This is a genomic window from Geodermatophilus sp. SYSU D00663, assembly GCF_054050655.1.
This window is the reverse complement of record NZ_JBJGZT010000007.1, coordinates 151,202-165,539: the sequence shown is the minus strand read 5'-3', so window position 1 is coordinate 165,539 and position 14,338 is coordinate 151,202. Positions and strand designations below refer to the sequence as shown.

The window sequence follows — 14,338 nt, the reverse complement described above, 5'->3', positions numbered from 1 at the left end:
CCGGGGACCTCCTCGACCGGGGACCGCCCGCCGGACCCCGTCGGGACGAGTATCCCGTCGCGGCCGGGGCGGCCCGGTCAGCGGGGGTCGGACCCCGGGCGGGCGGCCGCGAGGTGGCCCGCCGTCGCCTCGCCGAGCACGGCGGCGTCGACGCCGACCGTGACGATCGTGGCGCCCTCCGCGGCGAACCCCGCCGCCTCCTGCCCGCTGTAGGCGTGCACGCCCACGGGCACGCCCGCGGCGACCGCCCGCGCGACGATCGAGGACAGCACGCCGCGCAGCTCCCCGCGGTGCTCCTCCCCCGTCAGCCCGAGCGACAGGGACAGGTCGCCGGGGCCGACGTACACGCCGTCCAGCCCCTCCACGGCGAGCAGGGCGTCGAGGTCCTCGAGCGCGGTGGCGGCCTCCACCATGAGCACGACCAGGGGCTCGTCGGCGCCGCCGGACAGCCGCCCGATCGACCGGGTCCCGGCCGGCGCGTAGCGGGTGGCGGCCACCACCTCGCGGGCGTGCGCGGCGTCGCGGACGTTCGGCACGACCACGCCACGGGCGCCCAGGTCGAGCGGGCGGCCGACGTCGGCGAAGGCGGGGCTGCGGGTGCGGACCAGCGGCACCGCGCCGGCCGCGCCGATCGCCGCCGCGGTCCCGGGCAGGTCGGCCTCCGCGGTGGCCCCGTGCTGCAGGTCCACGACGACGTAGTCGGCGCCGGTGCGCGCCAGCAGCTCGCCGGTGACCGCCCCGGGCAGCAGGCTCCACAGCCCGTGCGCGGGCCGCCCCGCCGCCCACCGCCGCCGCAGGTCCGCCGCGCTCGCCGCCATGCCGCCCGTCCCCCGTCACCCCGTCGTCCGTCGCCACCCGTCGTCCGCCGTCACCCGCCGTCCGTCGCGCGTCGTCGTCCCGGCGCGGGCACCCGCCAGACCGGCGCGCCACGGGCCAGGGCCCTCCGTCGCGGCCTGGCGGGGCAGATCCAGTCTCGGCAGGCCCCGCCCGCACCGCGACCCGGCGCCGCGGAACCGTCCCTCGAGGGGGAGCACGGACCGCCCGTCGCCTGGCACCATCCCCCCACACCGGCCGGAGGAGGTGCGCCGTGGAGACCTCGCGGACCCGGCGGTGGGAGGCCCGCGCCGCGCTGGCGCTGGCCGCCGCCGCCCTGCTCGTGCTGCTGGAGTCCGCCAACGGGCGCGGCCTGTGGCTGATGACCCTGGTGGTGGCGACCGTCGTCGCCGTCGTGGCCGGGGTCTTCTGGTTCCTCCGCCACGGCCGCATCAAGCGCTGGTTCGCCCTCGCCCTGGTCGTGGTGGCCCCGCTCGCGCTCGTCGCGGTCTTCCTGGCCGAGGACCTGGTGCTGGCAGCCGTCGTGGCCGCGCTGCTCTGGGCCGGCGCGCTGGGCACGGCGCGCGCCGCGCTGCGGCCGGACCCGTCGGAGTGGACGCTGCCGGTCACCGAGGTGCCGCCGCCCCGCCGCCCGTTCCTCGTGATGAACCCGCGGTCCGGCGGCGGCAAGGTCGGCCGGTTCGCGCTGCGGGAGCGGGCGGAGGAGCTGGGCGCGGAGGTGGCGCTGCTAGACCGGCCGGGGACCGACGTGCAGCAGCTGGCCCGCGACGCGCTCGCCCGCGGCGCGGACCTGCTGGGCGTGGCCGGCGGCGACGGCACCCAGGCGCTGGTGGCCGACGTCGCCGCCGAGCACGGCGTGCCGTTCCTGGTGGTCAGCGCCGGTACCCGCAACCACTTCGCGCTCGACCTCGGGCTGGACCGGGAGGACCCGTCCCGCTGCCTCGACGCGCTGCGCGACGGCGTGGAGGCGCGGATCGACCTGGGCTCGGTCAACGGGCGGCCGTTCGTGAACAACGCGTCCTTCGGCGCCTACGCCGAGATCGTCGAGGACCCCGGGTACCGGGAGGACAAGGCCGGCACCACGATCGCGGCGCTGCCGGACCTCCTCAGCCGGCGGCGCGGCGCGCACCTGCGGGCCGAGGCGGGGTCGCTGGTGGCCGACGGGCCGCAGGCGGTGCTGGTCAGCAACGGCTCCTACGACGAGTCCGACCTCGCCGGGATCGGCCGGCGGTCCCGGCTCGACCGCGGCGTGCTCGGCGTCATCGCGATCCGGGTCGACAGCGCGCGGCAGGCCGTCGAGCTGCTGCGCGGCGCCCACCAGCGGGGCATCCGGACGGCGGAGGCACGGGAGGTGCTGGTGACCGCCGACGTGCCCGAGGTCCCCGTCGGCATCGACGGCGAGACGGTGCGGCTGGCCACGCCGGTGCGGTGCACCGTCCGCCCGGGGGCGCTGCGGGTCCGGCTGCCGCGGGACCGCCCCGGCGTCCGCGCGCCGCGCGCCCGGGTGCAGTGGTCGTCGCTGTGGTCCCTGGCCCGGGGCCGGCCGCCCCGGGTGCAGCCGGCCGCGCCCCCGGACCGGCCGGCACCGGTCGGCACGGAACGGGCCGCTCAGGTGCCGGGCACGGACGGCTGAGCGCCGCTGCCCCGGTCCGCGTCCGGCGGCGCGTCCCGAGGGCCGGGGACGCCGGGCGGCGGAGCGGCGGCCGGCGGGCCGGCGTCCGGCCAGGCGGCGCCGGTCTCGCGCCGGAAGGCCTCGACCGCGGCCTCGACCGTGGGGAAGAAGTCCCGCGCGCCGATCTCTCCGGCGAGGCCGTAGCGCTCGATCTTGCGGCGGACCGGGTCCTTGAGCTCGGCGAACACCAGGCTCTGCCCGCGGGCGGCGAGCGTCCGGTCCAGCTCGAACAGCACGTCGGCGGCGGTGGTGTCGACGTCGGTGACCGGCTCGGCCGCGACGACGACCCACCGGGGCGCGGGCTCGGCGCGGGCGAGCGCGGTCACCTCGTCCCGGAAGGTCCTGGCGTTGGCGAAGAACAGCGGCGCGTCGAACCGGTAGAGGACCAGGCCCGGGAGCCGGCCGGCCTCCGGGTGGGAGTGCACGTCGTGGTAGCCGGGCAGGCCGTCGACCCGGCCCAGCTCGGTCTCGTAGGGGTGCCAGGCCCGCCGGAACACGTTGAGGATGGACAGGCCGACGGCGAGCGCGACGCCCGGCAGCACCCCGAGCAGCGCGACGCCGGCGAAGGCGACCAGCGACAGGGCGAACTCGACGCGGCGCTGGCGCCACAGCCGGACGGTGCCCGGCAGGTCGGCCAGCGACAGGGACGCGGTGACGACGACCGCCGCCAGCGCCGCCTGCGGCAGGTCGCGGAACAGGCCGGGCAGCAAGACGATCATCACGAGCACCAGCGCGGCGCCGGTGACCCCGGTCAGCTGGGTGCGGGCGCCGGCCCGCTCGGCGACGGCGGTGCGCGAGGCGCTGGTGCTCACGGGGAAGCCCTGGAACAGCCCGGCGGCGAGGTTCGCCGTCCCGATGCCCACCATCTCCTGGCCGCCGTGCACCTCCTGGCCGGCGCGCCGCGCGAACGACGACGCCGTCGAGATGGTGTCGGCCAGGGAGACCAGCGCGATCGCCAGCGCACCGGCGACGAGCACCCCGAGGTCGGACCAGCCGACCGACGGGATCGTCAGCGGCGGAAAGCCCCGCGGCAGTTCCCCGACCAGGTCGACCCCGCGCTCCCCGAGGTCGAACGCCGCGCCGGCGGCCACGGCCAGCACGACCATGACCAGCACCGCCGGCACCTTCGGCCACCACCGCTGCAGCACGAGGACCAGCGCGACCCCGCCCAGCCCGACCGCCGCCGCGGCCGGCACCACCTGCCCCTGCGCCACACCCTCCGCGGAGCCGACGGCCTCGCCGACGACGCCGTCGGCGTCCACCGAGAACCCGAGCAGCTTGGGCAGCTGGCCGACCAGGATGGTCAGGGCCAGCCCGTTCATGTAGCCGATCATGGTCGGCTTCGACAGCAGGTCGGCGACGAAGCCGAGGCCGGTCCAGCCGGCCACGACCAGCACCACCCCGACCACCAGGGCGAGCACCGACGCCAGCGCGACCGCCCGCTCCGGGTCCCCGCCCGCGGCCACCAGCGGGAGGACGGTCGCCGCGATCATCGGGCCGAGCGAGGAGTCGGGGCCGAGGACCAGGACGCGGGAGGGGCCGAACACGGCGTACGCCAGCAGGCAGGTGATGGTCGTGTACAGGCCGGTGATCGCCGGCAGCCCCGCGAGCTCGGCGTAGGCCATGCCCTGCGGCACGAGCAGCGTGGTCAGCACCACCCCGGCGGCGACGTCGCGGGGCAGCCAGGCCCGGCGGTAGCCGCGCAGCGCCCGGAGGCCGGGCGGGACCGGCGTCCCGGTCCCCCGTGCCCGGCGGGAGCCGCCCGGGTCAGCCGGCCGTCCGCGGGACGCGGTAGCGCTCACGGAGCCGCTTCTCCACCAGGATCGGGACGAACGCCTGCACCCGGGCCCCGGCGAACGCCGCGAACGCGGCCACCGCCCGCGCCCGGACCTCCACCGGGTCGGCGCCGTACTCCTGTGCCAGCCGGGCGACGAGCGGCCCGAGGACCGCGTCCGCGCCGGGGACGGCGCCGTCGTCCGCCGTGGCCGGCTCGGCGACCACGCTCATCTCGCGCCTCCTCGCCCCGGGGGACGGACGGACCGGGACCGTGCCACGGTCCCGGTCCGCAGCGGCCCCGGGCCTCACCCGCCGGGGACGAGTCCCGGGGACCCGCCCGCCGCGGCGTCCAGGCGCCGCGCGAGGAGCCCGAGGAGGACGCCGAGCGCGTTGGTCGCCCAGTGCGCACCGGCCGCGGCGACGACGCTGCCGCTGCGGCGGCGCAGCTCGCCGAACACCAGGCCGCCGGCGGTGGTCACCGCGACGGTGCCCGCGACCACGCCGGCGGGGAACCCGCCGGCGTCGTCCGCGGCGGCCAGCACGGTCGGGACGTGCCACAGGCCGAACAGCACCGCGGTGGTGACCGGCACCTGCCACGGCCGGCAGTGCCGGGCCAGCGCCGCCCAGAGCACCGAGCGGAACGCGGCCTCCTCGAGGACCACGGTGCCCAGCGGGATGCTGAGGAGCGCCTTCGCCAGCACGCCGGGGAGCGGGAGGTCGTAGCGGTCGTCCAGGAAGGCCGGCCGGGTCGGCGGGACCAGGACGCCCACGGCGTAGACGGCGCCGACGACGCCCACCGCCCCGAGCGCCCAGCGGCAGCCCGCCGCCAGCCGGTCGCGGCCCAGGCCCAGCTCCGGCCAGCCGAGCCCGGACAGGCGGGCGGCCGCGAGCAGGGCGACACCGGTGAGGCCGCGCACCCACCACGGCGGCCGCACGAGCGGACCGGCGACGGCCAGCACGGCGACCACCGCGACGGCGGTCCCGGTGCGCAGCCGCGCGCGGGCCGACGCCGTCACGGACCCGCGCCGGCCGGGTCAGTACCGGCCGAGCAGCGGCCGCAGCCGCGCGGTGTCGGCGTCGGTCCACCCGGGCGGCTGCGCGACCGCGGCCCAGGCGTCGGCGTAGTCGGCGGTGTACCGGTGACCGTGCCCGTCCGGGGCGCCGGTCGAGAAGGCCATGTCGGCCGTGACCTGCCAGAAGGTGACGAACGGCAGCCACGTCATGGCGTCCGACACGTCCGGCGCCCGTGGCCCCTCGAGCCAGCTGGGCCGGGTCAGCAGCAGCTGCGGGGACCACCAGACGATGGGGTCCGAGGCGTTCTGCAGGTAGACGACCCGGGAGTCCCCCCACGGGGCGGGCGGCGCGGCGAGGTCGGCGGCCTCGTCGGCGAACCGCGCGGTCCGCCCGCCGTCGAGCACCGGGAGCCACTCCGGCGAGCCCTCGTCCCGGTCGGCGACCAGGTCCCGCCACAGCGCGTTGAAGTTCGGCGGTCCGGCCCAGACCACCCCGCTGGCGCGGTTCTGGATGTCGGCCAGCCCGCTGAACGCGGCCTCCCCGCCGAAGCTGCCGAGGCTCTCGCCGAGCACCAGCAGGTCCGGCCGGTCGCCCGCGGGCAGCCGGGACCAGGTGCCGTACACCGCGTCGAACAGCGCCCGCCCGGCGTCGCGGGCCTTGGCCTGGTCGACGAGGAAGGAGATCCAGCTGGGCAGGTAGGAGTACTGCATGGACACCATCGCGGTGTCCCCGTTGAACTCGTGCTCCAGCGCGGCGCCGGCCGCGGGGTCGATCCAGCCGGTCCCGGTGGTGGTGACCACGGCGAGCACCGCCCGGTCGAAGCCGCCGGCCCGGACGAGGTCCCGGACGGCGAGGTCCGCGCGCTCCTCGACGTCCTCGGCCGAGGCCATCCCGGCGTACACGCGAACCGGCGGGAGCGCCGGCCGCCCGGAGAAGGCGGTGAGGTCCTCCGGCGTCGGGCCGGTGCCCACGAAGATCCGGCCCTGCCGGCCGAGGTCCTCCCACCGCAGCAGCGAGCCGGGGCTCCCGGAGCGCTCGGCGCCGGCGGGGCGGACGGCGCCCTCCCCCGTCCGGTCGTCCTGCACGCTGAACGCGGAGTTCGCGGCCTCGACCAGCCCCTGGAACAGCACGCCGTTGACCAGGAACACCACCAGCGCGCCGATCCCCACGACACCGAGCGGCCGGGCCAGGCGCCGCGGGAGGACGCGGCTCAGCAGCCGCACGAGCCCGCGGCCCAGCCACCGGACGCCGCGGGCGACGGCGACCAGGACGACGAACAGCAGCACCGCCACGACCACGATGCCGGCGGAGGAGTACCCGCGGGGCGGGTCGAGCCCCATGAGCAGGTGGACCTCGCGCTGCCAGCGGGCGCCGAGCCACAGCGAGACCACCACCAGCACCGTCCCGGCCACGGCCAGCACCTGCCAGGCACGGCGGCGGAACCGCGCGGACATCCGGCGGTCGGTGGCCTCCGCGACGAACCAGGCGAGCCCGGTCCCCAGCCCGTAGCCGATCGCCGCGGTGATGCCCGCGATCAGGCCCTGGACCACCCAGCCGCGGGGCAGCAGCGACGGCGTCAGGGACAGGCAGCCGAGCACCACGGCCCCCGCCAGCCCGCTCCACCGGTACCGCGGCAGCCACCGCAGCCGCCGGCGGACCGGCCGCCGCGGGGGCCCCTCCTCCGGTGCCGTGCGGGGCGCGGGGACGGCGGGCGTCACGGAGGTGTCTCGGACAGCCGGTTCGCTCGTCATGTCGGGCTCCGCGCGCACGTGGGGGCGCCGAGGCTAGGGGCGTCCCGGGGAGCAAGGATCGCACCGAACGGACGATGTGCGGCCCGGCGGCCGCCCCCACGCTGCGACCCGTGCGAGCCGGACTCGCGGAGCACCTCGGCTCCCGGCAGGTCGGCCGGGTCGTCTACGGCTCGATCATCGGCCTGGCGCTGGTGGTCGCGGTCGAGCGGCACCCGCCCGCGCCGGGGGTCGTGGCCGTGTGGCTGCTGGGGACGGCCGTGGCCGTGGGGCTCGCCGAGGTCTACAGCGACGTGGTGGGGGCCGAGACCCGCGCCCGGCGGCGGGTCACCCGTCCCGAGGTCGTGCACATGACCGAGGACGCCGGGGCGGTCGGGTTCGGCGTGGTGTTCCCCGCCGTCTTCTTCCTGCTCGCCGCGATCGGCGTGCTGGCGACCGGCACCGCGTTCACCCTCGCGAAGTGGTCCGGGGTGGGCCTGATCGGCTCCTACGGCTACTGGGGCGTGCGGCTGGCCGGGGGCACACCCGCCCAGGCGCTGGTCCGGGGCGCGCTCGTCGCCGTCGTCGGTGCGGGTCTCGTCGTGCTCAAGGCCCTCGTGCACTGACCGGCCGCACGGGGCGGCGCTCAGCCAGCGGTCGCGGGCGCCGGCGCCTCGGTCACGGCGGAGACCTCGCGCCGCCCGGCCTCCTGGTCCTCGCCGAGCCCGCTCCCCACCGGGGTCACCGCCTGGTCCTCGAACGCGTCCCTGACCCCGTCGATCACCGCGTCCGAGGACGGGACGCACAGCGCCGGGGTCCCCGGCCGGATCTCCCCCCGCATCCCGCGGATGACGGCGTCCGTCGATGCCGACGTCCGGTCACCGGTCAGCGGCCGCCGGCGGGCGCAGGAAGCCGACGACCACCAGCGCCAGGCCGAGGAACAGCACCTGGATGCCGAACAGGACGCACAGCACCAGGACCGTGGCCTCCTGCCAGGTGAGGGCCAGCACGCCGACGACGACGTCGACGACGCCGAGCGCGGCCAGCCAGCCCCGGCCGTCGACCCGGTCCCGCCCGACGGCGGCCAGGGCGATCCGGCCGGCGCCGTGGACGATCAGCGACAGCCCGGTGACCAGCACCAGCGTCCAGAGCGTGACGCCGGGCCAGGCCGCGGCCAGCACGCCGCCGACCACGAGGACGGCGCCCAGCAGCACCGAGGCCCCGCGCGAGCGCCCGGAGTCCCACCCGACGGCGATCTCCAGCAGTCCCCCGACGACGAACGACAGCCCGACGAGCAGGGCGAGGCTGCGCGCGGCGGCGACCGGGTTGGCCAGCAGCACGACCCCGAGGACGACGACGGCCAGGCCGAGCAGCCCGACCACCACGCGCGCGCCGCCGCGCCGGGGCGGGACGGTCACGGAGGGACGGGACAGGTGGGTGGTCATCGCGGTCTCCTCCCGGCGGGTTCCCGCGCCGAGGGTCGTCGTGGCGGAGCGGGACGGCCTCATCCCCGCCGGATGAGGCCACCGCGCCGCCCGGCCCGGCACCGTCGGGCCATGAGGACGGGCGCAGCCGGACGCCGGACGGCCCGGACCACGGCCCCGACCCGGGACGCGCGCCGCGGAGGCGGCGGCACCGTGCTCGACGGGCGCGAGGTGCTGACCGGGACGGCGGTCGCCGTCGAGGACCGGCCGCCGCGGCCCACGCCGGCCCAGCGGCGGGCCTCGGGCAAGGCGCTGCGCGCCACGGCTCCCCTCGACGCGCTCGCCGGGTCCCCGCGGGACACGCGCACCCGCGACCCGCTCACCCTGCTCGAGGAGCAGGCAGCCGGCCGGGTGCCCGAGCTCGTGCCGATCCGCTGGGGGCGGATGCCGGCGTCCCCCTTCGCCTACTACCGCGGCGCCGCCCGCGTCATGGCCGCCGACCAGGCCGGCGCGTCCCGCTCGGGCCTGACCGTGCAGGTGTGCGGGGACGCGCACGCCGCCAACTTCGGGCTGTTCGGCTCCCCCGAGCGGCGGCTGCAGTTCGACACCAACGACTTCGACGAGACCCTGCCGGGCCCCTTCGAGCACGACGTCCGGCGGCTGGTCGCCAGCCTGGAGCTCGCCGCCCGGGAGAACGGCCTGCCCCGCAGGCAGCGGCGGGCGGTCACGGTGGCGGCCGGTGCGCGCTACCGGACGGCGATGGCGGAGTTCGCGGGACAGCGGGACATCGAGGTCTGGTACGCGAGCCTCGACGCCGACGCGCTGCAGCGCGACATCGCCCCGATGCTGGGGTCGGGCGGGCGCAAGCGGCTGACCCGCGCCCTCGAGAAGGCTCGGACCCGCGACAGCCTGCAGGCGTTCGGCAAGCTCACCGAGGTGGCCGACGGCCGGCTGCGGATCAGGGCCGAGCCGCCGCTGCTGGTGCCGCTGCGCGACCTCGTGCCCGGGGCGGAGGGCCCCGACCCGGCCGGCGCCTTCCACGGCCTGATCCGGCAGTACCGGAACTCGCTGCAGGTCGACCGCCGCACCCTGCTGGAGCGGTACGCGTTCGTCGACATGGCCCGCAAGGTCGTCGGGGTGGGCAGCGTGGGCACCCGCTGCTGGGTGGTGCTGCTCGTCGGGCGCGACGACGACGACCCGCTGCTGCTGCAGGTCAAGGAGGCCGGCCCCTCGGTGCACGCCGAGTTCGTCGGGCCCGGCCGCTACACCCACCAGGGCCAGCGGGTGGTGGCCGGCCAGCGCCTCATGCAGCAGGCCAGCGACGTCTTCCTCGGCTGGGAGCGGACCGCCGGCGTCGACGGCGTGGAGCGGGACTTCTACGTCCGGCAGCTGCGGGACTGGAAGGGGTCGGTCGAGCTGGGCGACCTGCGCCCGGAGGGACTCGAGCTCTACGGCGCGGTGTGCGCCTGGTGCCTGGCCCGGGCGCACGCCCGCACCGGCGACCGCATCGCGATCGCCGGCTACCTGGGTTCCTCGCCGGCGTTCGAGCACGCGCTCGCCGAGTACGCGGAGGCGTGCGCCGACGTCACCGAGGGCGACCACCGCCAGCTGGCCGAGGCGGCCGCCGCGGGCCGGGTGCCCGTGAAGCGCGGCGTCTGAGGCGCGCCGTGGCGAGTCCCGCAGCCGCCGGGTCGCGCCCCGGCCCCCCGGCCGGACCGCCGGTCCTGCCGCCCGGGCGTGGCGCGCTGCTGCGGGGCGTCGCGCGGACCCTGCTCACGACGGCGGGGCTGCTCGTCGTCTACGCCCTGCTCCCCCTCGACCGGCCGTTCACGGTGGGCACGGTCCTGGCGCTCGGCGCCGGCGTCCTCGCCGTCGGGGTGCTGGTCGTCGTGCAGGTGCGGGCGATCCTGCGCTCCCGGCACCCGGGGCTGCGGGCGGCCGAGGGCATCGCGCTGTCGCTGCCGCTGTTCCTGCTGCTGTTCGCGACCGCCTTCGTGCAGCTGTCCGGCAGCGACCCGCAGGCGTTCAGCGAGCCGCTGGACCGCGTCGACGGCGTCTACTTCGTCGTCACCGTGTTCGCCACCGTGGGCTTCGGCGACATCAGCGCGGTCAGCCCCGTCGCCCGGGTCCTCACCACGCTGCTGATGGTCGGCGACCTCGTGCTGATCGGGCTCGTGCTCAAGCTGTTCCTCGGCGCGGTGGACCACCGCCGGGCGGCGCGGGCGGGGAGCCCGGCGCCCGGCCGGGACGGCTGACCCGGCCCGCTCACCAGGCCGGCAGCCGGCCCTCCACCCGGGGGGCCGGTCGACGTCGGTCGGGTGCTGGACGTCCGTGGTCGTCCCCGCCCCGGGGCGTGCGGGTGGACGGCGGTCGGCCCCTCCGTCGCCGCGGGGCCGCCGGTCCACGTCCCCCACGCGGACGATCCGCACGGCACGGCGGGGGCACCCGTCCCGGGACGGGCACCCCCGCGCGCGACGGCGGTCAGCGGTGGTCGGACCTCAGCTCCCGCCCGTGGACGGTGATCGCGTAGATCACGATGACGTCGATCGTGATCATGAGGACCGACCACACCGGGTACGCGGCGATGAACGCGAGGTTCACCAGCGCGCTCAGGAACGCGATGCAGACGCCGACCACGCGGGCGGCCGTGTTGCCCGCCAGCAGGCCGAGCCCCGTCGCGACCCCGACGACGCCGATGACCATGTGCGTCCAGCCCCAGACGTCGTAGTCGACGTTCACCGCCAGGCCGGACTGCGTGACCAGGTAGAAGCCGTCGTCGAAGACGGCGATGAGCCCCTGGATCACCTGGAACGTGCCGAGCATGACGAGCATGACGCCGGCGAAGACGACCCAGCCCGCCCAGCCGCTGGGCGGCCGCTCCTCGAGGGGTCGCTGCTCGTGGCGGGGCCGCGGCACCGACGTGGTCGCCGACGTCGCGTCCGCGCGCGAGGTGTCTGTCACGTGCCTCTCCTCCTCGGTCCGGCCCCGGGTCCCGGTGGCCCGTGCGGCACGCGGGACCGGAGGCGTGTGCGGCAGCAGCGTGGGCCCCGGCGGACCGCGCGGCATCGTCCGCCCTGCATGACCCGGCCGCCTCCCGCTGCGGCGACGCGCCGCCGGGAGATCAGACCAGGCCGAGCTCGCGGCCCCGCCGGACCGCCTGGTTGCGCCGGCTCACCGCGAGCTTGCGCAGGATGCTGCGGATGTGCGTGCGGACGGTGTTCACCGAGATGAACATGGTCGCCGCGATCTCCGCCGTGGACAGCATCCCCGCCAGGTGCCGCAGCACCTCGGTCTCCCGGTCGCTGAGCTCCTGGACCACGTCCGGCACCTCCCGGGGAGCCGCCGGGCGGGTCCCGTCCGGGTGCGGCGCGGCCGCCGACGGGTTCAGCCAGGCGGCGGGCCCCTGCAGCCGGGCCTGCGTGCGCAGCAGCCGCCGGGCCTGGGGCAGGGTGTCGACGAAGGGCCAGCGCAGCAGCTCGGGCCGGGCCGTCTCCAGGGCCTCGGCGAGCTCGTCCACCGCGGCGGGCGCGCGGCCGGCCTCCAGCAGCTGGCAGGCGCGGATGACCCGGGCCTCGACGACGGCGGCCGGCGCCCTGGTCCCCGTCGGCTCGGTCGGCGTGACCGCCGTCGGGTCGCCGGACAGGAGGTCGACCGTCGCGCGCAGCCGCCGGCTCCACGGCTCGTCGCCCCGGGTCTCCCGGAGGATCGACAGCCCCTCGGTCACGTGCCCGCGGGCGACCGCGAGCCGGACCACCTCGCCGATCACCGGCTCGGCCACCCACCGGGGCAGACGCGGGCCCCGCAGGTGCGGCCCCAGGCACCGCTCCGCCGCGTCGTACTCGTGCCGCAGCCGGAGCAGCTGGCTCTGCAGCACCGCGAGGAGCGGCTCCGCGTGGGCGGCGCCGGCCGCGCCGTCACCCCGGGACCGCGCGCGGGCGTGCGCCCGGCCCAGCCACTCACGGGCCGCGGGGAGGTCGTAGCGGCGCAGGTGCGTCCACGCGAGCGCGGTCGCCGACGCCGGCTCGCGGGCGGCGTCGTCCCGGCCCTCCCCGGCCGAGAGCCTCTCGGCCTCGCCGGCCAGCTCGACGGCGTGGTTCAGCCGGCCCTCGAGGGCCTCGAGCAGGCCCAGGGAGGCGAGGGTGCCGCTGCGCAGGTGCCGCGAGCCCGCCGCCTGGGCGGCGACCGCCGCCGTGCGCAACCCGGCGACCAGCTGCCCGGTCGGCTCGTCGGTGCCGAGGGCCGCGGCGGCGCGGAGGGCACCCAGCACCGCGGCGCCCTCGCGCCGGTCGTCGTCCGGCAGCGCGGCCAGCAGCGGAGCGGCGCCGTCGGCCTCGGTGAGCCGGGCGCCGGCGGGGACCCCGGAGACGGCGGCGGTCGCCAGGGAGGTGAGCGCGGCCGAGACGCGCAGCGCCGGCCGGGACCTCTCCTCCTCGCGGGCCGCCGCGACGTCGGCGAGGTCGGCGGCGTCGGGCGCGGCCCCGTCGGTCAGGGCGACGGCGGTCCGGAGCACGGCGGCGTCGGGGCCGGGGAACCGGGCGGGGAGCGCACGGACCCCGTGCAGGGCGGGGTCGGTGCCGTGCGCGAGCAGGCGCGGGACGAGCAGGTCGTCGACCAGTAGCCGTGCGACCACCGGCCAGTCCTCCGCGGCGGCGGCGTGCCCGACCGCCTCGGGCACCCGGCCCGCGGCGGCGTACCAGTCGGCGCAGGTCCGGTGCAGGGCGGCGACGTCCCCGGGGTGGTCGTAGGCCAGCTGGGCCTGCAGCACCTCCCGGAACAGCGGGTGCACGCGGTACCCGCCGGGCGCGCCGGGCGCGGCCTCGACGAAGGCGTTGGCCCGCGCGAGCCCCGCGAGGACCCGCCGGCCGATCGGCCGCCCGCACAGCCGGTCCACGAGGTCGGGCCACAGCTCCGCGGTCACGCTGACCCGGAGCAGGAACCTCCGCACCGGGGCCGGCTGCCGCTGCAGCACCTCCGCGGACAGGTACTGCGCGACGCTGCCGTCGTCCCGCGCGAGCGAGGTCACCAGGTGCTCGGGGGACACCCCCTGCGCGAGGGCGGCACCCGCCAGCCGCAGGCCGACCGCCCACCCCTCCGCCTCCGCGTGGAGCGTCCGCGCGACCGCCGGCGACACCGGCACCCCCATCGCGGCGAACAGCTCCCCGGCCTCGTCCGGGGTGAAGGCCAGCTCCCCCGCGCGGATCTCCGAGACGGTCCCGGTCAGCCGGTACTGGTGCAGCGGCACCGGCGGGTCGGCGCGGGCGCACAGCACCAGCCGCAGCCCGCCCCCGGAGTGCCGGACCAGCAGGTCGAGCCCCGTGGCGATCGACCGGTCCCGCACGTGGTCGGCGTCGTCGACCACCAGCGTCACCGGCCGGGGCAGCGCGGCCACCCGCCCGGCGAGGGACGGGACGAACCACGACGGCTCCGGCTCCCCGGGCTCGAGGGACGGCAGGCCACTGCGCGCGAGCCCCACCGACTCCAGCGCACCGACGACGTAGCTCCAGAACGCCGCGGCGTCGTCGTAGTCGTCGAGGGTGAGCCAGGCGACGGCGCCGTGGTCCGGTCGGCCGCGCGCCCACGAGGCCGCCAGCACCGTCTTGCCGGAACCCGCCGGCCCGCTGACCAGGGTCAGGGGTGACCGCCGCACCGCCCGGGAGAGCGCGGTGGTCAGCCGCGGCCGGAGGACCGTCGCGTCCCCGGGCTCGGGCGGGGTGAGCTTGGAGGCCAGCAGGGCCGGGCCGGGCCGCGCAGCGGCAGGCACCGCCGTCCCCGACCCGGTCGCGTGGATCGGCGACAGACTCGCCATGACGCGTCCTCCCGCGTGCGGTGCAGGCCGTCCCCCGTTGCCGGGCCTCCCTCTGGGCGCCTACCGGGCCGGCGTGCGACCGGTC

At 78.0% G+C, this 14,338-nt stretch carries 13 protein-coding genes; 4 read left to right on the top strand and 9 right to left on the bottom strand.

Features of this window, described 5'->3' with window-relative positions; genetic code table 11:
- Positions 1 to 77 precede the first annotated feature (77 nt).
- Complete coding sequence (locus ACI79Z_RS07655) at positions 78 to 818, bottom strand: HpcH/HpaI aldolase family protein (protein ID WP_456902228.1); 741 nt, start codon at positions 816 to 818, stop codon at positions 78 to 80.
- 269 nt (positions 819 to 1,087) lie between these two features.
- On the opposite strand from ACI79Z_RS07655, the gene ACI79Z_RS07650 reads away from it, so the two are divergent.
- Entirely contained in the window at positions 1,088 to 2,467 is a 1,380-nt protein-coding gene (locus tag ACI79Z_RS07650) for a diacylglycerol/lipid kinase family protein (protein ID WP_456902227.1), read from the top strand.
- Here ACI79Z_RS07650 and ACI79Z_RS07645 read toward each other — a convergent pair.
- The 4 genes from ACI79Z_RS07645 to ACI79Z_RS07630 form a co-directional block, all read right to left on the bottom strand.
- Positions 2,443 to 4,308 carry a SulP family inorganic anion transporter gene (locus ACI79Z_RS07645; protein WP_456902226.1) on the bottom strand — a complete coding sequence of 622 codons (1,866 nt, stop codon included), beginning with the start codon at positions 4,306 to 4,308 and terminating at the stop codon, positions 2,443 to 2,445. The genes ACI79Z_RS07650 and ACI79Z_RS07645 overlap by 25 nt on opposite strands.
- The gene (locus ACI79Z_RS07640; RefSeq protein WP_387988951.1) at positions 4,274 to 4,513 is read right to left on the bottom strand and encodes a three-helix bundle dimerization domain-containing protein; all 240 of its coding nucleotides are present in this window, start codon (positions 4,511 to 4,513) and stop codon (positions 4,274 to 4,276) included. The genes ACI79Z_RS07645 and ACI79Z_RS07640 overlap by 35 nt, the downstream gene beginning before the upstream one ends.
- Before the next feature lie 74 nt (positions 4,514 to 4,587).
- Positions 4,588 to 5,298 carry a CPBP family intramembrane glutamic endopeptidase gene (locus ACI79Z_RS07635; protein WP_387988949.1) on the bottom strand — a complete coding sequence of 237 codons (711 nt, stop codon included), beginning with the start codon at positions 5,296 to 5,298 and terminating at the stop codon, positions 4,588 to 4,590.
- Positions 5,299 to 5,316: 18 nt separating this feature from the next.
- Entirely contained in the window at positions 5,317 to 7,014 is a 1,698-nt protein-coding gene (locus tag ACI79Z_RS07630) for an alpha/beta hydrolase (RefSeq protein WP_456902225.1), read from the bottom strand.
- Positions 7,015 to 7,157: 143 nt separating this feature from the next.
- Between ACI79Z_RS07630 and ACI79Z_RS07625 the strand changes: the two genes are divergently transcribed.
- Positions 7,158 to 7,649, top strand: a complete 492-nt coding sequence (locus ACI79Z_RS07625; protein ID WP_456902224.1) for a hypothetical protein — start codon at positions 7,158 to 7,160, stop codon at positions 7,647 to 7,649.
- A gap of 20 nt (positions 7,650 to 7,669) precedes the next feature.
- Here ACI79Z_RS07625 and ACI79Z_RS07620 read toward each other — a convergent pair whose 3' ends face one another.
- Positions 7,670 to 7,864 carry a hypothetical protein gene (locus ACI79Z_RS07620; protein ID WP_456902223.1) on the bottom strand — a complete coding sequence of 65 codons (195 nt, stop codon included), beginning with the start codon at positions 7,862 to 7,864 and terminating at the stop codon, positions 7,670 to 7,672.
- 37 nt (positions 7,865 to 7,901) lie between these two features.
- Positions 7,902 to 8,468 carry an HdeD family acid-resistance protein gene (locus tag ACI79Z_RS07615; RefSeq protein WP_456902222.1) on the bottom strand — a complete coding sequence of 189 codons (567 nt, stop codon included), beginning with the start codon at positions 8,466 to 8,468 and terminating at the stop codon, positions 7,902 to 7,904.
- Positions 8,469 to 8,660: 192 nt separating this feature from the next.
- Between ACI79Z_RS07615 and ACI79Z_RS07610 the strand changes: the two genes are divergently transcribed.
- Both ACI79Z_RS07610 and ACI79Z_RS07605 read left to right on the top strand, forming a co-directional pair.
- A complete protein-coding gene (locus ACI79Z_RS07610) occupies positions 8,661 to 10,106 on the top strand; it encodes a DUF2252 domain-containing protein (protein WP_456902221.1) in 1,446 nt (481 codons plus the stop codon).
- Between the two features lie 8 nt (positions 10,107 to 10,114).
- Positions 10,115 to 10,702, top strand: coding sequence for a potassium channel family protein (locus ACI79Z_RS07605; protein ID WP_456902220.1), 588 nt, complete (start codon positions 10,115 to 10,117; stop codon positions 10,700 to 10,702).
- A gap of 226 nt (positions 10,703 to 10,928) precedes the next feature.
- Here the strand turns inward: ACI79Z_RS07605 and ACI79Z_RS07600 are convergent, their stop codons facing one another.
- Entirely contained in the window at positions 10,929 to 11,408 is a 480-nt protein-coding gene (locus ACI79Z_RS07600) for a DUF7144 family membrane protein (RefSeq protein ID WP_387988938.1), read from the bottom strand.
- Between the two features lie 160 nt (positions 11,409 to 11,568).
- On the bottom strand, positions 11,569 to 14,253 hold the full coding sequence (locus tag ACI79Z_RS07595; protein WP_456902219.1) for a LuxR C-terminal-related transcriptional regulator: 2,685 nt from the start codon (positions 14,251 to 14,253) through the stop codon (positions 11,569 to 11,571).
- Positions 14,254 to 14,338: the final 85 nt, after the last annotated feature.